Raw genomic sequence first — 22,179 nt, 5'->3', positions numbered from 1 at the left:
GTAGTTAATGAGAGTTAGCCAGGGCGCAAAAATCAGCTCGTTTATTCTATTGAGTTTATTAATGACCATTGCGGGTTATCAGTTGATTCAAAGTTACGTTGAAGAAAAAACAAACATTGAAATTCAACAACAGCAAGAGCACATGTTTGCGGTTCTGGTCAGTCGGGACGATCTTCTCGCCGGTGAAATCATAGACGCAGGAAGCCTCGTTAAAAGGAGTTACCCAATGAGTTTGGTTCAGGATAGTTGGTTACGACCAGAAGATGCGCCAATGATAATCGGATTATCAACCACGCGATATATTGAGAAGGGCGAGCCGCTAACTGCGGATGTGCTATTGCCGTTCGAGGATCACGGTTTTTCAAAAAACATTAAAGCGGGTCACTATGCCGTTACCAGCATGATATCTAAACAGCAGCTTCATAATGGCCTGGTTCGAGTGGGCGACAAAGTTACTTTAGTTTCGCGCAGCTTGGTGAGCGAAGCGCAACACGCCGTACTGGTAAATATTAAGATTGTTGCATTGGATAATTTTGACCATAACAGTCAGCTCGATATGTCGGCTACGCATTACCTACCAAGCACCATAACGTTTGAACTTACGCCTTCGCAGGCGATTGTTTTTGAGACTATGAAACAGCAAAGCTTTGCTGTTTGGTTGCAGCATCCGGACCCACCTTACGCGGATATTAAGGTCAATGAACCGATTGCGATACACCGATTAAAGTCTGCTGAGGCATCCCAACATGCGATTTATTAAAAGCGTGCTATTTGGGTTGCTGATCATGTCGAGCCCAGTCGCTGCGGCAGACTCAACTATCGAACTCGCGGTTGGTTCAACGCATGTAATCACAATGCATGACGTGACGGACATTGTAGTCGGTGATGACAACGTGGCGCAGGTGCATCTCGTAGGTAGCGATACGTTGATTATTAAGGGGCTTAAGCCCGGTGTCACCGAGATATTATTGAGGTTATCGACGGGGCTGACTGAACGTATTGAAATGACGATAAACGGTGTAAAAAATGAAACTGAGCAAACGCAATTAAACTGGATAAAGGCAAATATGCCAGGTCTTTCCGTTACGGTGACAGAGGGCATCGTTATTATCGCTGGTGAACTGAATGAAACTGATCACCAACTGCTACTAAACCACGCGCAACGAAACCCGGACTGGCTGTTACAAATTACCAAGCCAGAAGCGGCACTGGCTCAAATGATTGAGCTTGAAGTAAAGATACTCGAGGTAAAACGGCACCACTTAAAAAATCTGGGGTTGTCGTGGCCAAGCGCAGTTAATGGCCCCCTGATAACTCGTGATGTCGGGCAGTGGCTTAGCTTCCCGGTTGCGATGCAATCGACGATAAACCTATTGGAACAAAACGGCAGTGCAAAAGTACTTGCTGAGCCTAAATTAACAGCCGCGAGTGGTGGGCAGGCCGAGTTCTTGGTTGGGGGCGAGTTCCCAGTTCCGCAAGTTGTTGCACAAGGCTTGCAGGATGTTGATTTTCGAGAATACGGAATAACTTTGACAATGTCCCCCGAAGACCTAGGACAACAGCGAATTGCGACATCCATTAAGGCTGAAATTAGCACCATCGACCCTGCTACCAGTGTTAATGGCATTCCTGGCATGCTAACACGGCGGGTTAGTTCAATGATCACCGCGGCTAGCGGAGAATCAATTGTGCTGTCAGGTTTAATTAGTCACGAACAATCGTATCAGGCAGATGTTTTTCCATTTCTGCACCAATTGCCAATTGTAGGTCGCTTGTTTACATCAAAGGAGTTCAGAGATGCAGAAACTGAGCTCGTAGTCGTGGTTACGCCAACGCTTAACGAGCAAATTAAGCGGCAATCGCAGCGGCATAGTGCAGCGCAGCGCGCAATCCAGGAATTTCGTGAGCAAGCGTCTTGTGTAGGACTTATCGATGGCTATTGATATCAATCATGCGCGTAATTATCTACGCCAATCTTTGCAACGCAGTGAATCAAACATTGAGCTCATGGCGGTCGATGAGCTTCGCGCGCATTCGATGCAAATTTTGCAAAATTATGGTCAGGGCCTGTCTGAACAGGAACAATTCGATTTACACGCCGCGAAGGATAGAATCATTAACGATTGTATTGGGTTTGGCCCATTAACGTCGTTATTGAATGACGCCAGTGTTACCGAGATCATGGTCAACAATTACCAGACAATATTTGTTGAACGTTGCGGGCAGTTACACCAATCGCCAGTAGTGTTCGAATCTGAAGATGATCTGCTACGTGTTATAGACAGAATTATTGCCCCGCTAGGTCGACGTCTAGATAGCTCTCAGCCAATGGTTGATGCACGCATGCCGGACGGGTCACGTATCAATGCCGTACTTTCACCGATTGCGTTAAATGGCAGTTGCCTGACAGTACGTAAATTTCTTACGAAACAGCTGAAATTTAACGACTTGGTATCTCAAAACGTTCTATCGGAAGAGGCCGCCGATTATTTAAGCAGAGCTGTTGAGCAACGGCGCAATATCCTGATTGCTGGGGGCACTGGTACAGGCAAAACGACATTACTTAATACCTTAGCTGGTGCAGTTTCTGCACATCAGCGGCTGGTTACAATTGAAGACGCAGCAGAATTGCAACTTAACCACCAAAACCTAATTGCCTTAGAAGCGCGGCCCGCAAATGCTGAAGGGAATGGTCGAATTAGCATTCGCGAGCTACTTATTAATGCCTTAAGGATGCGTCCCGATAGGATAATTATCGGCGAGTGCCGCGGTGTTGAAGCAATCGATATGTTGCAAGCGATGAATACCGGTCATGAAGGCTCATTGACGACGCTGCATGCCAATACAGCGCGAGATGCACTCCAACGTTTAGAAGTTATGGTGCTCATGGCTGGCCTCGATTTACCACTCACTGCGGTGCGTCAGCAAATAGCGTCGGCAATCGACATCGTGATTCAAATCCATCGAAACAGTAACGGCCAGCGGGTTATTTCCGAGATCAGTGAAGTTACGGGTGTCGATGCTGAGGTTATTCAGCTCAGCCAGATGTTTGTTCGAAATAATAATGAATGCACAACGACTGGGGTGTTATCGGAATGGTTATGACAAACCTGATGGTACTCTTTGTGTTCATTTTCGCGGTAAACATTATCGTGACGTACGGCTTGTTATGGTGTGTTAAACGATGGCAAGCGCCGGCGCAAAATTGGCTGAAAGTAAGTACCGAACAGTCACTGGCTGATTTCCTGATTTACATGCCCGCGCGGGTATTCTGGGCTCGCTTAGCGTTAGTGATAATTCCTATTTTATGCATTGTTGGAGTGTCTATTTCGCTCAACATTGCGGTGTTAGGCGCTATTTGTTTGCCGATGGCTGTGGTTGTTGGGAAAAATCGCATGCTGGCACGTCGGCACCATCTTATTACCCGACAACTTCCTGATGCTCTCGACATGCTGGTTACAGCAACTCGTGCAGGGCTAAGCTTTCATGCCGCGTTAGAGCGCACCGCAAGTCAGCTGCCCATTCCTTTGCGCTTTGAATGGCAATTGATTTATCGCTTGACGCGCACTGGCGAAGGAATAACTTCAGCGCTACAAAACTTTTATCATCGTGTGCCTACAGAAGGCGTATTGCAGATGCTTCTTACGGTTCAGCTTGGACTGCAGCACGGCGCTCAACAGGCGCAAGTTTTACAGCGTTTGGCGCTGTCGTTACGTCAGCAGCACTACGCTATTGAGCGCGTGAAAAGCCTGTCTGCACAGGCGCGCATGCAGGGTAAGGTTATGATGTTACTTCCTGTCGGCCTATTTATTATTCTTCACTTCTTGCATCCGGAAAACACGCGCGTACTAATCGAAACGTCTGCAGGCCATTATCTGCTCTTCGGTTGTTTTGTACTCATGCTATTAGGGAATTATCTCATACGAAAAGTCTTAGGTAGCGCTTATGCGCAATGAATTGCTGCTATGGCTAATGTTGGGCAGCTTCAGTGCTTGGGTGGCTTGGGCATGGCTGAAGTTATCGCAAACGTTGATTAGCAATCCTAAAATTGAAGAGCAGCTTGGTAAGTGGCTAAGCGTTATGCCTGAGTGGGCTCAAGGAGCAATAGAAAGTTCTGCTCAGAGCGCTCTCGAAGAGCAGTCAGCTGCGCGCTGGCTGTTACGTCGAATGGTAACCGTAGTGACTATTTCCCTGGTGTGGCTATTGCCGATAACCCTGTTGGTGAAAATAGCAGTTACGTTGTTCTTCGTGCTTGCCGGCTTAAGGCAAATTCAACGGCGTAAGTGGCACATACGCAGAGCATTGCGGGAGTGGCCAAGTGCCTTGGATATTTTAGCCATGCTCATGCATTCAGGATTATCACTGCGCGCATCAATTCATGCATTTCAAAACGCACCCAAAGACTCACCAGCTATCCATGAGTTGGTGCGAGTTCAACGCGCACAGCAAAGCGGATATAGCCTTTCTCAAGCTCTGGAGAGTCTATCAGTAAGGTTACCGCACCCATGGATTCGACTTTTTGTTGGCGCGGTTGTGCAAGCACAGACAACCGGTGGCGGTTTAGCGAATACCTTACAACAGCAAGCGACGCAACTTAGGCAACAGCAGTTGCTGGAAGCAGAAAAACGCGCTCAAGAAGTGTCTGTGAAGCTTATGTTTCCACTGATTTTTTGCTTCTTTCCGGTCACCATGCTGTTAATTCTAGGTCCAGTTTTTATTGGGTTCACACAAGGAGGGTTTTCATGAAACAAGGACGTTTCTATTTAGGCAAAACAGGTCGTTGCATCTGGCGCGATGTAAAAGTGATGGAATATTTTCCGCAACGTTTAGTGGGAATGCTTTATCTGCGAGTTGCGTCGCCACAGCGCGCGTTTTGGTTTCCTCGTTGCAGTTCCGTGCATACGTGGGGGATGCGCTTCGCAATCGATGTTATAGGTCTCGATAAGCACCAGCGGATTAAAACCGTTATCAGAAATGTGCAGCCTGCAAATGTTGTTCGGCTGGTCAATGTGGATTCCATTATCGAGTGCGAAGCCGGTTGTCCTTTGCCGTTGGAGTTGTGGCAGGGCGAAACCTTAGAGTTTATGAGCAGGGAAGTTTGTTATGAAGGCAGTTAAGCTATGTCTAATTATCGCGCTGCCGCTGGTGTTTACTGGTGCGGGCTGTGCCGCCACCGAAAAAACGACCTTTAACACGCTTGAGCAACAGCGAGCAATCGCTTCAAAATCCTATCAACAAGGCGACTTACATATCGCTGAAGGTTACCTGCAGCGCATTGTCTCGGGGCTGCCAAATGACAGTGACAGTTGGTGTAAGTTGGGCCATATTAACTACCGCTTGAATCGTTATTCAGCGGCAACGAACGCTTATGAAAAATGTTTATCACTAACTCCAGAGTTACCAGAAATCTGGCATAACCTGGCAGCTGTAAAGTTACGTCAAGCGACAGAGTTCTTACTAACAGGCCGAGCTTACATTCCTGAGTCAAACGAGGCGGATAGTGCATCTTCCTTTACCGTGAACTATGACCGTTTACTCAACGAACTTGGGCGCCTGCATGGTGTGGCTGGATATTCCACAGAAATGATTAGCAATGACTAAGCAACAAGGTTTGTTCTTACCGCTTATGCTTGGTTTTGCTCTGCTTATTACGGTTGCGGTGCTACCACTTGTGCCATCGCAAGAAGCTCTTGATGTGCAGCGTATAAATTATCGCCACGCAATGTGGTGGCATTGGCAGCGAGCGGTTTTCAGTTATTACGAGAAGTATGGCGCATGGCCGGATTCATTATCTGCTGTGGCAACTGCTTATCAATTGCCTGAACCGCCGAGCTATTTATTAGGGGTTCGCGAGGGAGCCGATTTTCGTCTCCGTTGGTTGAACCTGCAACAAGAGACTATTGACCGTATCAGTGCGACAATTCAGCCTGAATACTTGGTTGTGGCAGAAGATAGCGTTGCGCTCATCATACGCGCTGAAGTGGTTGATTCTGAACTCGAATCAAGCAAGCTAAGCCGAGTAGCACAGGCAACAATGAACAGCGTGCTCTCAATGGCTAACTTTAATATCACGTCGGTTAATAGGCTAACGACTCAACGTATTAATAGTAATGAACTAATGACGTTGAGCCAGTTGAAGACTGAACAAGGAGCTATTGAACAGCTTACGATTCCGGGCGCCTTGTATGTCGATTATTTTGCGAGTGCTCGATATATGGCGCCAGAAATTGAAGCATTGCTGAACCGCATCAATCGTCAGTATCAGGAATTAAGTGATTACATGGAAAAACAAGATCCAGGCCCATCACCATTTTAATCTTTATCCGAGTATTGTTTAGGTTGAGCGCGTAAGTCACGCGTGTTTTCAACGCGACGCAGCTCTAAATGTAAACCGGCTTTGGCGAGTAAATGGGCACTGATGGGTGCAGTTAAAAACAGAAAAATTGTAATTAACAGTTCGTGCCACGAAAATGATGCTGTTACCGAGAAGTAAACAATCGAGCCAAGAATAACACCACCAACCCCTAAGGTTGTGCTTTTGGTTGGTGCATGCAGGCGAGCCATAAAATCTGGCAGCCGTGCTAACCCAACTGAGCCTATGAGTGCAAACAAGGCGCCGATAATAAGCAGGCTAGAAACTAACCAGTCGGCCCAACCGTGAAGTTCTACCATAATAATACCTTTGCCTTAATCATTCGACGATATCGCCGCGCAATAAAAATTTAGCCGCAGCCACAGTGCCAATAAATCCAAGCATAGCGATAAGCAGTGCAGCCTCAAAATAAAAGGCAGTGTCATGCCAGATTCCAAACAGAACCAATAAAGCCAATGAATTGATGTAGATAGTGTCTAACGCGAGAATACGGTCGGGCAAATCAGGCCCCCGAAACAAACGCCATAAGTTAAGTAGTAGCGCAACACAAAATGCAATGAATGCGAACTGCACAGCGTAAATTAGCATTTGAAAATCTCCTTCAAACGCATTTCATAGCGTTGTTTGATTGAGGCGATGAGCTTCTCATGATCATCAACATTTAATGCGTGGATCATCAGCGCCCGGCCGTCTCGTCGAATTTCTGCCGTAATCGTGCCAGGCGTCAGACTGATGGTGCTGGCGAGTACGGTGATAGGAACTTCACCTACGATATCAAGCGGATACTCAATCAAGGCTGGCTTGATGCGTCGTGACGGCAATAGAATAATTGCTGCGATATTTAGATTTGAAATCAGGATATCGACCATCAACAGGAAAAAGTATTCAATTGCCTTAAAGGGCCTATGAATGGTTGCAGGGAAGTCACGACCGCGATTGGTGTAAAGCGGAATTAATATCGCTAAAATTATGCCTAGGACAACAAGCCCAGCAGAAACAGTATTCTGCAACAGTAGCCAGAACACTAATAGAAACAGACTTAAAAAAGGTGCTGGTAGAAGCTTATTCATAAGATTGACTCCCTCCAAGCACTGCCTCGATATATGTCGCTGGGTGCATTACATCGTAGGCGATGCCCTCAATAAATCCGCTGATGCTATTTGCGAACAATGTTAAGGCTACAATCGCAGTCAATAACAAACCTATTGCGACAAGTTGGCTAGGTGGATTGGTCACATCGCCCGGCTTACCTTCGAAGGTGTGCCAAAACATTCTGCTACCGGCACGTGACAATGAAACCATCACTAAAAAGGTGCTGCCCAATACCAGCGGCCATAGCAATGCGACTTGCGCGCCAGTTCGTGCAGCTTCAAGTATAAATAGCTTGCCAATGAACCCTGAGAAAGGGGGCATGCCAATAATTGCGATTGCAGCAACAAAGAACATGATACCCAAGGTTGCATGTTGCGCCATTTTTCGGCCTTTAACAATGCGCGACGCCGTTTTACCACGCTGTTTCGCGACTACATCAACGATTAGGAAAAGAGCCGCAGTAATCAGGGTTGAGTGCAGCATGTAATACATCACGGCTGTGATGGAACGTTCAGTGTTCATACTGAAAGTGGTTAACATGGTGCCGACTGAAATCACCACCAAATAGGAGATGACCAAGCGTAGATCGCGGCTTCCCATAACGCCGATACCGCCAATGGCTAAGGTTCCAAGGCCCAGCCACCAAAGCCAGTCATAACCTAACAATGCTGCGGCGCCCGAATCATCACCAAATATCAATGTGAATACACGAATAATTGCGTAGATACCTACCTTGGTCATGATTGCAAACAGCGCAGCAACGGTGCCTGTAGTCATAGCATAAGCTTGCGGTAGCCAGAAATACAAAGGCAGTAACGCTGCCTTAAGTGCAAAAACAATGAGCAACAGTAGCCCGCCAGCACGCGCAATACTTGCATCGTCGCCAGTAAGTGCTGCAATTTTTACCGCTAAATCCGCCATGTTAAGCGTGCCGGTAATGCCGTACAACACGCCCAATGAGATGAGGAATATAGCCGAACCGGTCAGGTTCAAAAGCACGTAATGTAAACAAGCGCGCAGCTTTTGTTTACCGCCACCGTGCATCAGCAGGGCATAGCTTGAAATAAGTAGAATTTCAAAAAATACAAATAGGTTAAATAAGTCGCCGGTCAAAAATGCGCCTAGAATTCCAAGCAGCTGAAATTGAAACAGGGCTTGGAAATGTGAACCTAGATTGTCTTCGCCATAACAAGCGTACCAGAGCACAGGTAACGCCAATATTGAGGTGAGTAGCACCATCAATGACGATAAGCCGTCCGCCACTAAGACAATTCCGTACGGCGCTTCCCAGCTACCTAAAGCATAAACTAACGGGCCAGCGCTTGATTGCTGTATGAGTGCGACAGCTACAATTATGAGCAATGAGCAGGACGTCATGCCAATAGCGCGCCGGTAGCGCTGAGGGTTCTCCCCCCACGGTAACAACTGCAGCAAAGCCGCCAGCATCGGTATCAGCAACGGTAATATAACTAAGTGTTTACTAAGCATTAGCGTTGCCCCTCGTCATCAACTGGGCTTGGGTCATTTACTTCGTCAGTACCTAGCTCACCGCGCACACGCACGGCCAAAATAATCGAATAGGCGGTCATCGCAAATCCAATAACTATCGCCGTAAGCACCAAAGCTTGCGGAAGCGGGTCAGTGTAACTTTCTTGATTGCCAATAATCGGTAATTGATTCAGTACCAAGCGCCCCGTGGAGAACAAAAATAGGTTCACTGCGTAAGAAAGCATGGTAATACCGATCACAATTGGAAATGACCGACCGCGAAGAATGAGATAAATACTGCATGCGGTAAGCATGCCCACTGTAATAGCGTACAGAGCTTCCATTAATGCTTCTCCTGTCGAGGGCGGTGGCGTGTGGTCATTTGGCCAAAGTTGGCAAGTATCATTAGCGTGGCGCCAATTACCGTGAGGTAAACACCGAGGTCAAATAAGATTGCAGTGGCAATTTCAAACTCACCTACAATAGGCCAGTCGACATGAGTGAACCAAGACGTAAGGAAATTATGACCGAAGAACCAGCTGCCGACACCAGTAAACAGGGCGATCATAACGCCTACAGCCGCTAAGGTTTGATAGTTGTAGTTAAAGCGATGTTTAACCCAATCGACACCATTAGCCATGTACTGAAGAATCATTGCAGATGCGGTAATCAGGCCAGCAATAAAGCCGCCACCAGGTAAATTGTGGCCGCGTAAGAAAATATAAACCGAAACCATTAAGGCCAAAGGCAGAATTGCCTGCGAAACAGTTTGTACCAATAAAGGGTGCTTTACGCGGTGCCAGGGGCGACCATCAACGTCGCTGGATGGCATGAAGGGCCTCAAGTTATTGAGCAACTTATGGATACCCGCGGCTGCAATGGCTAATACCGTGATCTCGCCCAAGGTGTCGAAGCCACGGAAGTCGACCAAAATAACGTTAACCACATTGGTACCGCCACCGCCAGGCACTGAATTTTCTAAAAAGAAGTCAGAGATGCTGTTGGCGGGGCGTGTTAAGAGTGCATAATTCAGCGTGCCAACGATTCCACCAACGAAACCAGCCAGCAAAATATCACGCGCTACGCGACCACCGCTGGATGCCCTCGGTATGCGTTGTGGCATAAAAAATAGCGCCAAAATCATCAGGATGATGCTCACCACTTCAACCACGAGTTGCGTTAGCGCGAGGTCAGGTGCTGAAAAATGAACGAAAGTTAATGAAACCATGAGACCAACCACTGACAACATCATTAACGAAGTGAGGCGCTGATGATGGAACGCTGCGGTACCGATGGCGGCAAGAATGACAATAACTGCGCCAGTCAGGCTAACGACATTTATTGGTAATTGCTCACGTCCGCCCGTTAATTGCTCAATGTTGTATAACTCCGGAATAACGAAAACCACAGTCAAAATGAGCAGTGCGGCGATGTAACGTTGCAGTGAACCGGTTTCTATACGATTCATGAGTGCATCAGAGAAGTTCGTTACCGATTTAACGATTCGGGCGAATACTTCTTTTGCATCGTGATGATCAAACTGACGATTAAATGACAGCAAATCGGCACGGTTTGCATAGATGCCTATGCCGCCGACAATTGCCAATACACTCATAAGTAGCGCCAAGTTAAAGCCATGCCAAATGGCGATATCAACGTCCATTGGAACAGGGCTAACGGCTGCGATTGCAGGTGTTAGAATGTCGGCAACAAACAGCATCGGCGCGATACCCACGGCAATGCATAACCCTGCGAGGATGATGACGGGCACACGCATCATTAACGGTGGCTCGTGGGGTGTTTTGGGAAGGTTTTCGGCAGCTTTATCGAAAAATACACCGTGCACAAATCGAATCGAGTAAGCCACAGAAAGCATGGCTCCGACAGTTGCAAGCACCGGCACAAGCCATGAAAGCCCGCCAAATAGATGCTGCTGGTACGACTCCATCAAGAACATTTCTTTTGATAAGAAGCCATTAAATAGTGGAATGCCAGCCATGGATGCTGAAGTAATTACCGCGAGCACCATGGTGTATGGCATGAATTTTCTTAAACCACTTAACTTGCGTAAATCCCGGCTACCCGTTTCATGATCAATGATACCGGCAATCATAAACAAGCCAGCCTTGAAGGTTGCATGGTTGAGAATGTGGAACAACGCGGCCAGCAATGCGGCTGGACTACCCAAGCCCAACAACATAGTAATCAGGCCTAAATGGCTGATGGTTGAAAATGCTAGCAGGCCCTTTAAATCGGTTTTAAATAACGCGAAATACGCTCCGAATAGCATGGTTGCAAGACCCGTGAGCGTGACAATTGTGAACCACTCAGGGGTGCCACCTAACACGGGGTATAAACGCGCCATTAAGAAAATGCCGGCTTTCACCATCGTTGCCGAATGTAAGTACGCACTTACCGGCGTTGGAGCCGCCATGGCATGCGGTAACCAAAACTGGAAAGGAAATTGCGCTGATTTTGTAAAAGCCCCCAGCAGAACCAGAATTAGGGCTGGTAAGTACAGCGAGTGCGCGCGTATGGCGTCAGCTGCTGCAAACACCGCATCGAGTTGATAACTGCCAGCAATGTTCCCGATTAGCAGAATACCCGCAAGCAATGCCAAGCCACCGGCACCAGTAATAGCTAGTGCCATGCGAGCCCCGCGGCGCGCATTACTTTGATGGAACCAATAACCAATAAGTAAAAATGATGAAACGCTGGTTAGCTCCCAGAATAACCATAAAAGAATGAGGTTATCGGCAGTCACAATACCGAGCATTGAGCCCATGAAAAGCAGTAGGCAGGAAAAAAAACGACCGGCGTCATCTTTAGTGCTCAAATAGTAGTGCGCATAAATGACAATGAGCAGGCCAATTCCGAGAATTAAGCCCGCAAACAGCAATGACAACCCATCAAGGCGAAAGCTAAAACTTAACCCCAGTGACGGCAGCCAATCCACCGCATAACTTGGTACGAGGCCGTTGAGAGTTTGTGGTGCCAAACTTAGTAGTAACGCTAAACTAATGGTTGTTGTTGCTGCTGCAAGTGCTGTGCTAACCCAACGTGGTTTATGACTCACCAGCATGGGGAATAGCGCGCCAACAAACGGCAGCATAACAATGATAGCGAGATTCATGTGAATCCTTAGGTTGCAAATTTCTATCAGTCGTTGATTTCGTATTACTGAATTTACCACTTAGCTCAAGCGGTTGCCAACAGCTTCGAACGCTTGATATACGCCGCTTACCGTGATTGCGCATTGATCAGAACTCATAAATAAGAAGGGCAATTAGCGATGGACTAAAGTGCTCTCTGTGATATAGTAGTGCCCCTACTTCGAAGCGGGTGTTTAAACCTAGCTCAACGGGGTTTTGGCATAGTAACCCTGCCACCCAAACTTTTCTGTTTTTATTTCACATCTCTCACTACCATCTGAAAATTATATCTGTTACAATTCGCCGCCCTTTTATAAGGGGAAGTCTTATATTCTCAAATGTCTTTGAGAATGGCTGGACATCAGTGGCTCGAAAGAGTCTGTTTTTTACATAAAGCGGAGCACTGCAATGATCCAAATGCAAACTACTCTGGACGTGGCTGATAACAGCGGCGCACGCAGCGTACAATGTATTAAGGTTCTGGGTGGCTCGCACCGCCGGTATGCAAACATTGGCGATATCATCAAAGTTTCTGTTAAAGAAGCGATTCCTCGCGGAAAAGTGAAGAAAGGTGATGTTGTGAATGCGGTGGTCGTTCGCACCAAGAAAGGCGTCCGTCGTCAAGACGGGTCAGTCATCCGTTTTGACCGCAACGCGGCTGTTTTGTTGAACAATAACAAGCAACCGATTGGCACTCGTATCTTTGGACCAGTGACTCGTGAATTGCGCTCTGAGCAATTTATGAAGATTGTTTCTCTGGCACCAGAAGTACTGTAAGGAGTCCAGATATGGCGGCAAAAATCAAACGTGATGATGAAGTAGTAGTCCTGGCAGGTAAAGACAAGGGTAAGCGCGGTAAAGTGCTTAAAGTCGATACCGCTTCGAATCGTGTATTCGTTGAAGGCGTAAACATCGTTAAGAAACACCAAAAGCCAAACCCTGCATTGGGCGTAGCTGGCGGTATCGTGGAGCAGGAAGCAGCAATCCACGTTTCTAACGTAGCAGTTTACAACCCAGAGACTGATAAAGCAGATCGTGTTGGCTTTAAGATTGAAGATGGCAAGAAAGTTCGCTTCTTCAAATCTAACAACGCAATCATTTAATTTTTAATTTGGAGTTTTACGATGGCGAAACTGCATGATTTTTACAAAGAATCAGTAGTTCCAGAACTGGTTAAACAGTTCGGCTACAACAGCGTCATGCAAGTCCCTCGGATTGAAAAGATCACCCTTAACATGGGTGTTGGTGAAGCTCTGGCAGACAAAAAGATTCTCGACAACGCTGCCGCAGACCTAGAAGCTATTTCTGGTCAGCGTCCAGTTAAAACTGTTGCTCGTAAATCTGTCGCTGGCTTCAAAATCCGTGAAGGCTACCCAATTGGCTGTAAAGTGACTCTGCGTGGCGAACGCATGTGGGACTTTTTGCAACGTTTAATTACTATTGCAATCCCGCGTGTTCGTGATTTCCGTGGTTTGAACCCGAAATCTTTCGATGGTCGGGGAAATTATAGTATGGGCGTACGTGAACAGATCATCTTCCCAGAAATCGACTTTGATAAAGTCGACAAGGTTCGTGGTCTTGACATCACTATCACCACTACTGCAGGCACTGATGACGAAGCTCGCGCTTTGCTCGCTGCCTTTAACTTCCCGTTCAAGAAGTAAGGTGTAGAGTTATGGCAAAAGAGTCAATGAAAATGCGTGAGCTGAAGCGTCAAAAGCTAGCAGCTAAATACGCAGAGAAACGCATCGCACTTAAAGTTGTGATCAGCGATCCGAATACTTCGGACGAAGAGCGTTGGGAAGCCGTGCTTAAATTGCAAAGTCTTCCTCGTGATTCGAGCCCAAGCCGTCAGCGTAACCGCTGCCGCGTAACGGGCCGCCCACACGGTTTCCTACGTAAATTCGGCATGAGCCGTATTAAAGTACGTGAGAAAGCGATGCGCGGTGAAATTCCTGGCTTGAAAAAAGCTAGCTGGTAAGCCACGAGTCACGGGAGAAAGCAAATATGAGCATGCAAGATCCAATTGCGGATATGTTCACTCGCATCCGCAACGCTCAGGGTGCTAACAAAGTTGCCGTGCGCATGCCTGCTTCTAAACAGAAATTGGCTATTGCCCAAGTTCTTAAAGAAGAAGGTTATATCGCGGATTTCAGCGTTTCAGGTGAAGTGAAAACTGAACTTGAAGTTACTCTGAAATACTTTGAAGGTAAGCCTGTTATTGAAACAATTGAGCGCGTAAGTCGCCCTGGATTGCGTATCTATAAGAAACGCAATGAACTACCTAAAGTAATGGGTGGTTTAGGTGTCGCAGTCGTCTCAACTTCGAAAGGCCTAATGACTGATCGCGCCGCTCGCAAAGCGGGTCTTGGCGGTGAAGTTCTTGGCTACGTAGCTTAACGAGGAGTTAGGAAATGTCACGAGTTGCTAAAGCACCGATTGCCATTCCTGCTGGCGTTGAAGTTACGCTAAATGGCCAGGAAGTAACAATCAAAGGTGCCAAAGGCTCATTGAGCCGTGTAGTTAACGATGCTGTAGAACTTGTCAAAGAAGACAACGTTTTACGCACTGTAGCACGTGAAGGTGTTGCGAACGCTAACGCGCAAGCAGGTACAGCACGTGCATTACTGCAAAACATGGTGGTTGGTGTTGCGCAGGGTTATGAGAAAAAACTACAGCTAATCGGTGTTGGTTATCGTGCCAATACTGCAGGTTCGAAATTGAACCTTACGCTAGGTTTCTCACACCCGATTGAGTTCGATATCCCTCAGGGAATCACTATCGAAGTCCCAGCACAAACTGAAGTAGTCGTTAAAGGTGTCGACAAGCAGTTAGTGGGTCAAGTTGCCGCTAACATTCGTGCGTACCGTAAGCCAGAGCCTTATAAAGGTAAAGGTGTACGTTATGCCGATGAGCAAGTGCGCCGTAAAGAAGCCAAGAAAAAGTAAGGTAAGACTATGGACAAAAAAACAGCTCGCTTACGTCGCGCAACGCGCCCTCGTAAGAAAATGCAAGAGTTGGGTGCAAACCGCCTGGTCGTTCACCGTACACCACGGCACATTTACGCTCAGCTTATTGCATCGAACGGTTCTGAAGTACTCGCTTCAGCATCAACTGTAGAAAAAGCTATGCGTGAGCAGTTTAAAGCTGCTGGTAACGTTGAAGCTGCTAAAGCAGTTGGCAAGCTGATCGCTGAACGGGCGATTGAAAAAGGCGTGAAAATCGTCGCATTCGATCGCAGTGGCTTCCGTTATCACGGTCGTGTCGCCGCTTTGGCTGACGCGGCACGTGAAGCTGGACTTCAGTTCTAGGAGACGAACATGGCAAATGCAAATGTAGAAGCTCAACAAAGTGATCTGCAAGAAAAGCTGATTACGGTTAATCGTGTAGCGAAAGTAGTTAAAGGTGGTCGCATCTTTAGTTTCACTGCACTAACTGTAGTTGGTGATGGTCAAGGTAAAGTGGGTTTCGGTTACGGTAAAGCACGTGAAGTTCCAGCTGCTATTCAAAAAGCAATGGAAAAAGCACGTCGCAATATGGTAACTGTTCAGCTGAAAGGTGATACCTTACAGCATCCTGTTAAAGGCCGTCATTCAGGTTCACAGGTATTTATGCAGCCAGCTTCGGAAGGTACAGGTATCATCGCCGGTGGTGCGATGCGTGCAGTACTTGAAGTTGCAGGTGTACACAACGTGCTGTCAAAAGCATATGGTTCAACCAACCCAATCAACGTTGTTCGTGCCACTATTAAGGCACTTCACGGTATGAAGTCGCCTGAGCAAGTAGCGGCTAAACGTGGATTGAGCGTTGACGAAATTTTGGGGTAGTGAGCGATGGCGAATAAGACAATCAAAGTAACCCAGACGCGTAGCTCAATCGGTCGTTTACCGAAGCATCGAGCTACACTTCGTGGTCTTGGTCTGCGCCGGATTGGTCACACGGTCGAGCTGGAAAATACTCCAGCCGTCCGCGGCATGGTTAACCAAGTCATTTACATGGTAAAGGTGGAGGATTAATTTATGTACTTGAATACGATCTCCCCTGCACCTGGTGCAAAAACTAGCAAAAAGCGTCTCGGCCGTGGTATCGGCTCAGGCCTCGGTAAAACGAGTGGTCGTGGTCATAAAGGTCAAACTTCACGCTCTGGCGGTTCAATCAAGCCAGGTTTTGAAGGCGGACAAATGCCAATTCAACGTCGTTTGCCGAAGTTTGGCTTTACTTCACGCAAGTCAATTACGACTGCTGAAGTTAACTTGGCAGAGATTGCAAAAGTTGCTGGTGATACTGTAACCCTTGCTTCATTAAAAGAAGCAGGCTTAATTCGTCACGACGTGTTGACTGTAAAAGTCATCAAGTCAGGCGAAATCAGCCGTAAAGTTACAGTTCAAGGCATCAAGGTCACCAAAGGCGCCCGCGAAGCTATTGAAGCTGCTGGCGGCAAAATCGAAGGATAGAGCACATGGCTAAACCAGGATTGGAATCTAACAGAGCTCAAGGTGGCACGTCGGAGCTTAAACGTCGACTGCTCTTCGTACTCGGCGCGTTAATCGTGTTCCGTGCGGGCTCCTTTGTGCCGATTCCTGGTATAGATGCCGCAGTATTGGCGCAACTATTCGATCAGCAGAAAGACACCATCGTGGCCATGTTTAACATGTTCAGCGGTGGTGCGCTTGAACGCGCATCGGTATTCGCACTAGGTATTATGCCGTACATTTCGGCTTCGATTATTATGCAATTGGCAAGTGTGGTTCATCCGCGCTTAGCCGAGCTTAAGAAAGAAGGTGAAAGTGGCCGTCGTAAGATCAGCCAATACACGCGTTGGGGTACATTAGTACTCGCAACTTTCCAATCAATTGGTATTGCCACTGGCTTACCAAACCTAATGCCAGGTCTGGTTATTGACCCGAGCTTTGGGTTCTACTTCACGGCTATCGTGAGTTTGGTCACCGGTACCATGTTCTTAATGTGGTTAGGTGAGCAGATTACCGAACGTGGAATTGGAAACGGTATCTCTATTCTGATCTTCACCGGTATTGTAGCAGGCCTTCCGTCGGCCATTGGTCAGACGGCAGAGCAAGCACGTCAAGGTGATTTGCATTTATTATTGTTATTGCTAATTGGTGTTATTGTTCTCGCAGTTACATATTTCGTTGTGTTCGTAGAACGTGGTCAACGTCGTATTGTAGTGAACTATGCGAAGCGTCAGCAAGGCCGTAAGGTGTTTGCAGCGCAAAGCACGCACTTGCCATTGAAAGTTAATATGGCGGGTGTAATTCCACCGATTTTCGCATCGAGTATTATTTTGTTCCCAGGCACCATCGCAACTTGGTTTGGCCAAGGTGAAGGTGCGGTAGCAAACTTCTTACAAGAGCTTTCGTTGACATTGTCACCGGGTCAGCCTTTGTACGTAATGCTTTATGCAGCAGCAATAATCTTCTTCTGTTTCTTCTACACCGCGTTGGTATTTAACCCACGCGAGACGGCGGACAACTTGAAGAAGTCGGGCGCGTTTATCCCTGGTATTCGTCCAGGTGAGCAAACGTCCCGTTACATTGATAAAGTGATGACTCGTTTGACGCTTGCGGGCGCCCTATACATTACCTTTGTCTGTTTGGTTCCTGAGTTCATGATGATTGCGTGGAACGTACAATTCTATTTCGGTGGTACGTCGCTTTTAATTATCGTAGTTGTTATCATGGACTTTATGGCGCAGGTCCAAACTCATCTGATGTCACATCAGTATGATTCGGTCCTGAAAAAAGCTAATCTTAAGGGCTTCGGCCGTTAAGGTTAGATAATTACGGAGTGTAGCAATGAAAGTTCGTGCTTCCGTGAAGAAAATCTGCCGTAACTGTAAAGTTATCAAGCGCAACGGTGTTGTGCGCGTAATTTGCAGTGACCCTAAGCACAAGCAACGGCAAGGTTAATTCGATGAAGAAGACCGCAGTCAAAATTAAATTTTTGGCTGCGGCTTTGATATGTTTGCAAATTGGCGACTGGTTGAGTATCCTAACGGGCTTTTCAAATCCGGTCACCCATAAACTAAAGGAGACGTGTTAGTGGCCCGTATCGCTGGCATTAACGTTCCTGACAATAAGCATGCAGTCATTGCCTTGACTGCGATTTACGGTATCGGCCGTACTCGTTCTAAAGCTATCCTAGCTTCGATCGAGTTACCGGAAGATACTAAAATCGGCTCTTTGTCAGAAGAAAAACTGGATGTACTTCGTGAAGCAGTAGCTAAGTTTACTGTTGAAGGCGATCTTCGCCGTGAAGTATCTATGAACATAAAACGCTTGATGGATCTCGGATGTTTTCGTGGTCTACGTCATCGTCGTGGCTTGCCTCTACGTGGACAGCGCACTAAAACAAATGCGCGTACCCGTAAAGGTCCGCGTAAACCAATTAAGAAGTAGGGAGTTGAGAAGAAATGGCTAAACAACCAACTCGTACTCGTAAGCGCGTTAAAAAGCAAGTCGCTGATGGCATGGCTCACATCCATGCATCTTTCAATAACACCATTGTGACCATCACTGACCGTCAAGGTAACGCGTTAGCATGGGCAACTGCAGGTGGTTCAGGTTTCCGTGGTTCACGTAAATCTACCCCATTTGCTGCACAGGTTGCTGCTGAGCGCGCGGGTGAAATGGCGAAGGAATACGGTTTGAAAAACCTAGAAGTGTTCGTAAAGGGCCCAGGTCCTGGTCGTGAATCATCGATTCGCGCATTGAACGCTGTAGGTTATCGCATCACGAACATTACTGATGTGACGCCTATTCCTCACAACGGTTGTCGTCCGCCTAAGAAACGTCGCGTTTAATAGGCGCCAAACGATAGTTGGAGAAAGAACATGGCTAGATATTTGGGTCCAAAACTCAAACTGAGTCGTCGCGAAGGAACAGACTTGTTCCTGAAGAGCGGCGTACGCGCAATCGATACGAAATGTAAACTCGAAAGCGCACCGGGTCAGCACGGCGCACGTCGCGGCCGTTTGTCTGATTACGGTTTGCAGTTACGTGAAAAGCAAAAAGTTCGTCGTATTTACGGCGTACTCGAAAAGCAATTCCGTAACTATTACAAAGAAGCTGCCCGTATTAAGGGCAACACTGGTGAGAACCTGCTGCAATTGCTTGAGCAACGCCTTGATAACGTGGTGTACCGTATGGGCTTCGCATCAACTCGTGCTGAAGCACGCCAGTTGGTAAGCCACAAAGCAGTAGTAGTGAATGGTCAGGTAGTCAACATTCCGTCGTTTAAAGTACGCCCGGAAGACGTTGTGACAATTCGCGAAAAAGCGAAAAAGCAGGCGCGGATCGCAGCCGCATTGGAACTCGCAGAACAACGTGAGAAGCCAGTATGGTTGGAAGTAGACGGCACTAAGATGGAAGGTCAGTTTAAACGTCTTCCAGAGCGTGCAGATATGTCTGCTGAAATTAACGAACAGTTGATCGTAGAGCTTTACTCTAAGTAAAGCTTAAGCATAAAGAGAGGACACAATGCAGGGTTCTGTTACCGAATTCCTAAAGCCAAGGCTAGTCGATATCGAACAAATTAGCCCGACTCACGCTAAAGTGACGTTGGAGCCTCTTGAGCGTGGCTTTGGTCACACGCTGGGCAACGCGTTGCGCCGCATCTTACTTTCGTCAATGCCAGGTGTGGCAGTGACTGAAGTTAAGATTGAAGGTGTACAGCACGAATACAGCAGCAAAGAGGGTGTTCAGGAAGACATCATCGAGATTCTGTTGAACCTTAAAGGTTTGTCAGTAGTCATGGAAGGCAAAGATGAAGCGATTCTGACCTTGAAAAAATCCGGAGCGGGCCCTGTCAAGGCTGGCGACATCACGCATGATGGTGATGTTGAAATTCTTAACTCTGACCACCTCATCTGTACTTTAACAGGTGATACCGAGATTGAAATGTCAATCAAAGTAGAGCGTGGTCGTGGTTATGTTCCAGCTTCGGCACGTCAGTCCGCTGACGATGAAGAGCGTCCAATCGGTCTTCTACTAGTTGACGCTTCTTTCAGTCCAGTTGAGCGTATTGCTTACAGTGTTGATTCAGCACGTGTTGAGCAGCGCACTGACTTGGATAAATTGGTTATCGATATGGAAACCAACGGTACGTTGGATCCAGAAGAAGCGATTCGTCGCGCTGCAACAATTCTTGCTCAACAGCTTGAAGCGTTCGTAGAGTTACGTGACATGAGCGAACCAGAAGAGAAAGAAGAGAAGCCGGAATTTGATCCGATTCTTTTGCGTCCGGTAGACGATTTGGAATTAACTGTGCGTTCTGCGAACTGTTTAAAAGCAGAAGCTATTCAGTACATTGGTGACTTAGTGCAGCGTACCGAAGTTGAGTTGTTAAAAACTCCTAACTTGGGTAAAAAATCGCTCACTGAAATCAAAGACGTGCTTGCATCACGTGGTTTGTCACTAGGCATGCGCCTAGAGAACTGGCCACCAGCAAGCTTGGTTGATCGAGACTAAGTCATCTTTTACAGAGATTTACTGAGAAGGGTATAGGTATGCGCCATCGTAAGAGTGGTCGTCAACTCAACCGCAACAGCAGCCATCGTAAAGCGATGTTCAGCAATATGGCAAGCTCACTGGTTCGTCACGAAGTGATTAAAACCACGTTGCCAAAAGCTAAAGAACTGCGTCGCGTTATCGAGCCGCTAATTACTTTAGCTAAGCAAGATAGCGTAGCAAACCGCCGTATGGCTTTTGCTCGCACTCGCGACCAAGAAGTAGTTGGTAAGCTGTTTAATGAACTAGGTCCACGTTATCAAGAGCGTGCTGGTGGTTACACTCGTATTATGAAGTGTGGCTTCCGTGCTGGAGACAACGCACCTATGGCATACGTTGAACTTGTTGACCGTCCAGAAGTAGACGTTACTGAAACTGAAGAAGTTGCAGTAGTAGAATAAGTAGCTTTGAAAGAAGTTGCATAAAAAAGCCGCTCAATTGAGCGGCTTTTTCGTTTCTTGATAATCAATTTTTAGTGCTCAAGGATTTGTTCGAGCTCAGCTTCAGAAAGTTCGTGTCGAGCAGCGATAACCTTTAATTGTTCGATGGTAATCCCACCAGCATCATAAGCACTTCGCAATAAAGCAATTGCGCGTTTGCGTTCAATATCTTGTGCTTGAAGTTCATCCGCATCTGAAGCGCTACCAATGATATCGCTGATTGTATCAGCAAGGTAACCACCGAGTGCCGGCGCAGCAGCAAGTACTGAGCGAATGATTGACTCAAGCTTGCCAACTTCGGCTTCTTTATTGGCGCGTAAAATGCCATCTGCTGTATGAGGTTCAGTTAATACAGCAACCCGAATTACTTCGTTAAATTGTTCGGGATTAATTTGATCGACTGTATTGACCATCGCTTCAGCATAGCTTGGTTCAGTCTCGACGCCGATACGAACAATTTCCGCAGGATCTGCAACTTCCAAATTTAGTGCGACGGTAATAATGTCCCGGGTGAATGCGGGCTCAGCGTCAATAGCGGCTTTTATTATGTGGCGGTAATGGTTTGGATACCGCTCAAAAGCAGCGTATAGGATGGGCTCCACGTGTTGCGGATAATTACCCATTAAGACCCTTACGGATCGAGTTGAGGAGAAATTTCGTTGTTCGTAGTATCGAAGCATCCGTGCATAAGTTTCAGCTAGGCGTTGGCTTTCCTCGTCTAAAACATAAGTTTTAGTCTTGGAAACTTCAGTCACAGCAGAATCTGCCGCGTATGTAGCGCATGTCATAAATACGCTCGCAGCCAATAAAGTTGGTAAAACTTTCATAGGCGCACCCCGATTAAATCAATATGTCTTTGTAGTAATAATTAGTGACCATTTGTAAAGATAGCAGTCTTTATAGACAAACAATAGTCAAACTTTGTTCAATTTGCGTAAAAATAAATCAGTTGAACGAAAATGTGAAAAAAGATCTTGCGCAGTTGGCGGCGATCCTTATAATTCGCCGCCGTTGTCACCAAGTGATGACGCCGGTTCAGAAGGTGATGAAAGTCACGAAAAAAGATCCAAAAGGATCTTGACCTGACCAACGGATGGCGTAGAATACGC

General features: G+C 47.0%; 32 protein-coding genes. 25 read left to right on the top strand and 7 right to left on the bottom strand.

Going from position 1 to position 22,179, the window contains the following annotated elements; genetic code table 11:
• Positions 1–7: 7 nt before the first annotated feature.
• Genes ACN0UN_RS10255 through ACN0UN_RS10220 form a run of 8 tightly spaced genes read left to right on the top strand, consistent with a single transcriptional unit; the run spans position 8 to position 6,316 of the window.
• A complete protein-coding gene (locus tag ACN0UN_RS10255) occupies positions 8–760 on the top strand; it encodes an SAF domain-containing protein (protein ID WP_417659882.1) in 753 nt (250 codons plus the stop codon).
• Positions 747–1,943 (top strand): type II and III secretion system protein family protein, encoded by a 1,197-nt coding sequence (locus tag ACN0UN_RS10250; protein ID WP_417659881.1) that lies wholly within the window; start codon positions 747–749, stop codon positions 1,941–1,943. Before ACN0UN_RS10255 ends, ACN0UN_RS10250 begins: the two co-directional genes overlap by 14 nt.
• Positions 1,933–3,105 carry a CpaF family protein gene (locus ACN0UN_RS10245; RefSeq protein WP_417659880.1) on the top strand — a complete coding sequence of 391 codons (1,173 nt, stop codon included), beginning with the start codon at positions 1,933–1,935 and terminating at the stop codon, positions 3,103–3,105. The genes ACN0UN_RS10250 and ACN0UN_RS10245 overlap by 11 nt, the downstream gene beginning before the upstream one ends.
• The gene (locus ACN0UN_RS10240; RefSeq protein ID WP_417659879.1) at positions 3,102–3,956 is read left to right on the top strand and encodes a type II secretion system F family protein; all 855 of its coding nucleotides are present in this window, start codon (positions 3,102–3,104) and stop codon (positions 3,954–3,956) included. The genes ACN0UN_RS10245 and ACN0UN_RS10240 overlap by 4 nt, the downstream gene beginning before the upstream one ends.
• Complete coding sequence (locus ACN0UN_RS10235) at positions 3,946–4,746, top strand: type II secretion system F family protein (RefSeq protein WP_417659878.1); 801 nt, start codon at positions 3,946–3,948, stop codon at positions 4,744–4,746. Before ACN0UN_RS10240 ends, ACN0UN_RS10235 begins: the two co-directional genes overlap by 11 nt.
• Positions 4,743–5,117: a DUF192 domain-containing protein gene (locus ACN0UN_RS10230; RefSeq protein WP_417659877.1), complete on the top strand. Its 375-nt coding sequence runs from the start codon at positions 4,743–4,745 to the stop codon at positions 5,115–5,117. The genes ACN0UN_RS10235 and ACN0UN_RS10230 overlap by 4 nt, the downstream gene beginning before the upstream one ends.
• Positions 5,104–5,601, top strand: a complete 498-nt coding sequence (locus ACN0UN_RS10225) for a tetratricopeptide repeat protein (protein WP_417659876.1) — start codon at positions 5,104–5,106, stop codon at positions 5,599–5,601. The genes ACN0UN_RS10230 and ACN0UN_RS10225 overlap by 14 nt, the downstream gene beginning before the upstream one ends.
• Positions 5,594–6,316 carry a hypothetical protein gene (locus tag ACN0UN_RS10220; RefSeq protein ID WP_417659875.1) on the top strand — a complete coding sequence of 241 codons (723 nt, stop codon included), beginning with the start codon at positions 5,594–5,596 and terminating at the stop codon, positions 6,314–6,316. The genes ACN0UN_RS10225 and ACN0UN_RS10220 overlap by 8 nt, the downstream gene beginning before the upstream one ends.
• On the opposite strand, the gene ACN0UN_RS10215 is transcribed toward ACN0UN_RS10220, so the two are convergent.
• From ACN0UN_RS10215 to ACN0UN_RS10190, 6 genes are read right to left on the bottom strand one after another with little or no spacing between them, the layout of a single operon-like run.
• Positions 6,313–6,672 carry a Na+/H+ antiporter subunit G gene (locus ACN0UN_RS10215; protein WP_128353099.1) on the bottom strand — a complete coding sequence of 120 codons (360 nt, stop codon included), beginning with the start codon at positions 6,670–6,672 and terminating at the stop codon, positions 6,313–6,315. The genes ACN0UN_RS10220 and ACN0UN_RS10215 overlap by 4 nt on opposite strands.
• A gap of 19 nt (positions 6,673–6,691) precedes the next feature.
• Positions 6,692–6,961 carry a K+/H+ antiporter subunit F gene (locus ACN0UN_RS10210; protein WP_417659874.1) on the bottom strand — a complete coding sequence of 90 codons (270 nt, stop codon included), beginning with the start codon at positions 6,959–6,961 and terminating at the stop codon, positions 6,692–6,694.
• Positions 6,955–7,443, bottom strand: a complete 489-nt coding sequence (locus tag ACN0UN_RS10205) for a Na+/H+ antiporter subunit E (protein ID WP_417659873.1) — start codon at positions 7,441–7,443, stop codon at positions 6,955–6,957. Before ACN0UN_RS10205 ends, ACN0UN_RS10210 begins: the two co-directional genes overlap by 7 nt.
• Positions 7,436–8,953, bottom strand: a complete 1,518-nt coding sequence (locus ACN0UN_RS10200) for a monovalent cation/H+ antiporter subunit D (RefSeq protein WP_417659872.1) — start codon at positions 8,951–8,953, stop codon at positions 7,436–7,438. Before ACN0UN_RS10200 ends, ACN0UN_RS10205 begins: the two co-directional genes overlap by 8 nt.
• Positions 8,953–9,297, bottom strand: coding sequence for a Na+/H+ antiporter subunit C (locus tag ACN0UN_RS10195; protein WP_128353103.1), 345 nt, complete (start codon positions 9,295–9,297; stop codon positions 8,953–8,955). Before ACN0UN_RS10195 ends, ACN0UN_RS10200 begins: the two co-directional genes overlap by 1 nt.
• Entirely contained in the window at positions 9,297–12,086 is a 2,790-nt protein-coding gene (locus ACN0UN_RS10190; RefSeq protein WP_417659871.1) for a monovalent cation/H+ antiporter subunit A, read from the bottom strand. Before ACN0UN_RS10190 ends, ACN0UN_RS10195 begins: the two co-directional genes overlap by 1 nt.
• 427 nt (positions 12,087–12,513) lie before the next feature.
• Between ACN0UN_RS10190 and rplN the strand changes: the two genes are divergently transcribed.
• The 17 genes from rplN (at position 12,514) to rplQ (ending at position 21,031) form a co-directional block, all read left to right on the top strand.
• Complete coding sequence (gene rplN / locus ACN0UN_RS10185) at positions 12,514–12,882, top strand: 50S ribosomal protein L14 (RefSeq protein ID WP_055439819.1); 369 nt, start codon at positions 12,514–12,516, stop codon at positions 12,880–12,882.
• Between the two features lie 11 nt (positions 12,883–12,893).
• Entirely contained in the window at positions 12,894–13,208 is a 315-nt protein-coding gene (gene rplX / locus ACN0UN_RS10180; RefSeq protein WP_128353105.1) for a 50S ribosomal protein L24, read from the top strand.
• Between the two features lie 21 nt (positions 13,209–13,229).
• Positions 13,230–13,769, top strand: coding sequence for a 50S ribosomal protein L5 (rplE, locus tag ACN0UN_RS10175; protein ID WP_128353106.1), 540 nt, complete (start codon positions 13,230–13,232; stop codon positions 13,767–13,769).
• Between the two features lie 11 nt (positions 13,770–13,780).
• Positions 13,781–14,086, top strand: a complete 306-nt coding sequence (rpsN, locus tag ACN0UN_RS10170) for a 30S ribosomal protein S14 (protein WP_417659870.1) — start codon at positions 13,781–13,783, stop codon at positions 14,084–14,086.
• Between the two features lie 26 nt (positions 14,087–14,112).
• Positions 14,113–14,505 (top strand): 30S ribosomal protein S8, encoded by a 393-nt coding sequence (gene rpsH, locus ACN0UN_RS10165; RefSeq protein ID WP_128353108.1) that lies wholly within the window; start codon positions 14,113–14,115, stop codon positions 14,503–14,505.
• A gap of 14 nt (positions 14,506–14,519) precedes the next feature.
• On the top strand, positions 14,520–15,053 hold the full coding sequence (gene rplF / locus ACN0UN_RS10160; protein ID WP_128353109.1) for a 50S ribosomal protein L6: 534 nt from the start codon (positions 14,520–14,522) through the stop codon (positions 15,051–15,053).
• 9 nt (positions 15,054–15,062) lie between these two features.
• Entirely contained in the window at positions 15,063–15,416 is a 354-nt protein-coding gene (gene rplR / locus ACN0UN_RS10155) for a 50S ribosomal protein L18 (protein WP_128353110.1), read from the top strand.
• A 9-nt stretch (positions 15,417–15,425) separates the two neighbouring features.
• Positions 15,426–15,932, top strand: a complete 507-nt coding sequence (gene rpsE / locus ACN0UN_RS10150; protein WP_055439826.1) for a 30S ribosomal protein S5 — start codon at positions 15,426–15,428, stop codon at positions 15,930–15,932.
• A gap of 6 nt (positions 15,933–15,938) precedes the next feature.
• Entirely contained in the window at positions 15,939–16,121 is a 183-nt protein-coding gene (rpmD, locus tag ACN0UN_RS10145; RefSeq protein WP_128353111.1) for a 50S ribosomal protein L30, read from the top strand.
• Between the two features lie 3 nt (positions 16,122–16,124).
• On the top strand, positions 16,125–16,559 hold the full coding sequence (gene rplO, locus ACN0UN_RS10140) for a 50S ribosomal protein L15 (protein WP_128353112.1): 435 nt from the start codon (positions 16,125–16,127) through the stop codon (positions 16,557–16,559).
• Positions 16,560–16,564: 5 nt separating this feature from the next.
• Positions 16,565–17,893 (top strand): preprotein translocase subunit SecY, encoded by a 1,329-nt coding sequence (secY, locus tag ACN0UN_RS10135; RefSeq protein WP_128353113.1) that lies wholly within the window; start codon positions 16,565–16,567, stop codon positions 17,891–17,893.
• Positions 17,894–17,918: 25 nt separating this feature from the next.
• Positions 17,919–18,032: a 50S ribosomal protein L36 gene (gene rpmJ / locus ACN0UN_RS10130; RefSeq protein WP_055439830.1), complete on the top strand. Its 114-nt coding sequence runs from the start codon at positions 17,919–17,921 to the stop codon at positions 18,030–18,032.
• A 132-nt stretch (positions 18,033–18,164) separates the two neighbouring features.
• Positions 18,165–18,521, top strand: coding sequence for a 30S ribosomal protein S13 (gene rpsM, locus ACN0UN_RS10125; protein ID WP_128353114.1), 357 nt, complete (start codon positions 18,165–18,167; stop codon positions 18,519–18,521).
• 14 nt (positions 18,522–18,535) lie between these two features.
• Entirely contained in the window at positions 18,536–18,925 is a 390-nt protein-coding gene (rpsK, locus tag ACN0UN_RS10120) for a 30S ribosomal protein S11 (protein WP_034734070.1), read from the top strand.
• A 30-nt stretch (positions 18,926–18,955) separates the two neighbouring features.
• Positions 18,956–19,576 (top strand): 30S ribosomal protein S4, encoded by a 621-nt coding sequence (gene rpsD / locus ACN0UN_RS10115; protein WP_128353115.1) that lies wholly within the window; start codon positions 18,956–18,958, stop codon positions 19,574–19,576.
• Positions 19,577–19,601: 25 nt separating this feature from the next.
• On the top strand, positions 19,602–20,591 hold the full coding sequence (locus tag ACN0UN_RS10110) for a DNA-directed RNA polymerase subunit alpha (RefSeq protein WP_339880511.1): 990 nt from the start codon (positions 19,602–19,604) through the stop codon (positions 20,589–20,591).
• Between the two features lie 38 nt (positions 20,592–20,629).
• A complete protein-coding gene (gene rplQ / locus ACN0UN_RS10105; protein WP_128353117.1) occupies positions 20,630–21,031 on the top strand; it encodes a 50S ribosomal protein L17 in 402 nt (133 codons plus the stop codon).
• 71 nt (positions 21,032–21,102) lie between these two features.
• Here rplQ and ACN0UN_RS10100 read toward each other — a convergent pair whose 3' ends face one another.
• Positions 21,103–21,693 (bottom strand): hypothetical protein, encoded by a 591-nt coding sequence (locus ACN0UN_RS10100; protein ID WP_417659869.1) that lies wholly within the window; start codon positions 21,691–21,693, stop codon positions 21,103–21,105.
• Between the last annotated feature and the right edge of the window lie 486 nt (positions 21,694–22,179).

Source organism: Pseudidiomarina sp. (assembly GCF_048267825.1).
Taxonomy (GTDB): domain Bacteria; phylum Pseudomonadota; class Gammaproteobacteria; order Enterobacterales; family Alteromonadaceae; genus Pseudidiomarina.
Note: the sequence above shows the minus strand (reverse complement) of the source record. Positions and strands in the feature narration are given on the sequence as shown.

Bases quoted from the DNA above. Each gene is read 5' to 3' on its own strand.
- rplN (WP_055439819.1), top strand. From the start codon at position 12,514: ATGATCCAAATGCAAACTACTCTGGACGTGGCTGATAACAGCGGCGCA.
- ACN0UN_RS10210 (WP_417659874.1), bottom strand. From the start codon at position 6,961: ATGCTAATTTACGCTGTGCAGTTCGCATTCATTGCATTTTGTGTTGCG.
- rplR (WP_128353110.1), top strand. From the start codon at position 15,063: ATGGACAAAAAAACAGCTCGCTTACGTCGCGCAACGCGCCCTCGTAAG.
- ACN0UN_RS10255 (WP_417659882.1), top strand. From the start codon at position 8: ATGAGAGTTAGCCAGGGCGCAAAAATCAGCTCGTTTATTCTATTGAGT.
- ACN0UN_RS10190 (WP_417659871.1), bottom strand. From the start codon at position 12,086: ATGAATCTCGCTATCATTGTTATGCTGCCGTTTGTTGGCGCGCTATTC.
- rplX (WP_128353105.1), top strand. From the start codon at position 12,894: ATGGCGGCAAAAATCAAACGTGATGATGAAGTAGTAGTCCTGGCAGGT.
- rpsH (WP_128353108.1), top strand. From the start codon at position 14,113: ATGAGCATGCAAGATCCAATTGCGGATATGTTCACTCGCATCCGCAAC.
- ACN0UN_RS10250 (WP_417659881.1), top strand. From the start codon at position 747: ATGCGATTTATTAAAAGCGTGCTATTTGGGTTGCTGATCATGTCGAGC.
- rpsD (WP_128353115.1), top strand. From the start codon at position 18,956: ATGGCTAGATATTTGGGTCCAAAACTCAAACTGAGTCGTCGCGAAGGA.
- rpsE (WP_055439826.1), top strand. From the start codon at position 15,426: ATGGCAAATGCAAATGTAGAAGCTCAACAAAGTGATCTGCAAGAAAAG.
- ACN0UN_RS10200 (WP_417659872.1), bottom strand. From the start codon at position 8,953: ATGCTTAGTAAACACTTAGTTATATTACCGTTGCTGATACCGATGCTG.
- rpsK (WP_034734070.1), top strand. From the start codon at position 18,536: ATGGCTAAACAACCAACTCGTACTCGTAAGCGCGTTAAAAAGCAAGTC.
- ACN0UN_RS10215 (WP_128353099.1), bottom strand. From the start codon at position 6,672: ATGGTAGAACTTCACGGTTGGGCCGACTGGTTAGTTTCTAGCCTGCTT.
- ACN0UN_RS10225 (WP_417659876.1), top strand. From the start codon at position 5,104: ATGAAGGCAGTTAAGCTATGTCTAATTATCGCGCTGCCGCTGGTGTTT.
- rpmJ (WP_055439830.1), top strand. From the start codon at position 17,919: ATGAAAGTTCGTGCTTCCGTGAAGAAAATCTGCCGTAACTGTAAAGTT.
- ACN0UN_RS10220 (WP_417659875.1), top strand. From the start codon at position 5,594: ATGACTAAGCAACAAGGTTTGTTCTTACCGCTTATGCTTGGTTTTGCT.
- ACN0UN_RS10205 (WP_417659873.1), bottom strand. From the start codon at position 7,443: ATGAATAAGCTTCTACCAGCACCTTTTTTAAGTCTGTTTCTATTAGTG.
- ACN0UN_RS10235 (WP_417659878.1), top strand. From the start codon at position 3,946: ATGCGCAATGAATTGCTGCTATGGCTAATGTTGGGCAGCTTCAGTGCT.
- ACN0UN_RS10230 (WP_417659877.1), top strand. From the start codon at position 4,743: ATGAAACAAGGACGTTTCTATTTAGGCAAAACAGGTCGTTGCATCTGG.
- ACN0UN_RS10245 (WP_417659880.1), top strand. From the start codon at position 1,933: ATGGCTATTGATATCAATCATGCGCGTAATTATCTACGCCAATCTTTG.
- ACN0UN_RS10240 (WP_417659879.1), top strand. From the start codon at position 3,102: ATGACAAACCTGATGGTACTCTTTGTGTTCATTTTCGCGGTAAACATT.
- rplF (WP_128353109.1), top strand. From the start codon at position 14,520: ATGTCACGAGTTGCTAAAGCACCGATTGCCATTCCTGCTGGCGTTGAA.
- ACN0UN_RS10100 (WP_417659869.1), bottom strand. From the start codon at position 21,693: ATGGGTAATTATCCGCAACACGTGGAGCCCATCCTATACGCTGCTTTT.
- rpmD (WP_128353111.1), top strand. From the start codon at position 15,939: ATGGCGAATAAGACAATCAAAGTAACCCAGACGCGTAGCTCAATCGGT.
- ACN0UN_RS10195 (WP_128353103.1), bottom strand. From the start codon at position 9,297: ATGGAAGCTCTGTACGCTATTACAGTGGGCATGCTTACCGCATGCAGT.
- rplE (WP_128353106.1), top strand. From the start codon at position 13,230: ATGGCGAAACTGCATGATTTTTACAAAGAATCAGTAGTTCCAGAACTG.
- rplQ (WP_128353117.1), top strand. From the start codon at position 20,630: ATGCGCCATCGTAAGAGTGGTCGTCAACTCAACCGCAACAGCAGCCAT.
- rplO (WP_128353112.1), top strand. From the start codon at position 16,125: ATGTACTTGAATACGATCTCCCCTGCACCTGGTGCAAAAACTAGCAAA.
- secY (WP_128353113.1), top strand. From the start codon at position 16,565: ATGGCTAAACCAGGATTGGAATCTAACAGAGCTCAAGGTGGCACGTCG.
- rpsN (WP_417659870.1), top strand. From the start codon at position 13,781: ATGGCAAAAGAGTCAATGAAAATGCGTGAGCTGAAGCGTCAAAAGCTA.
- ACN0UN_RS10110 (WP_339880511.1), top strand. From the start codon at position 19,602: ATGCAGGGTTCTGTTACCGAATTCCTAAAGCCAAGGCTAGTCGATATC.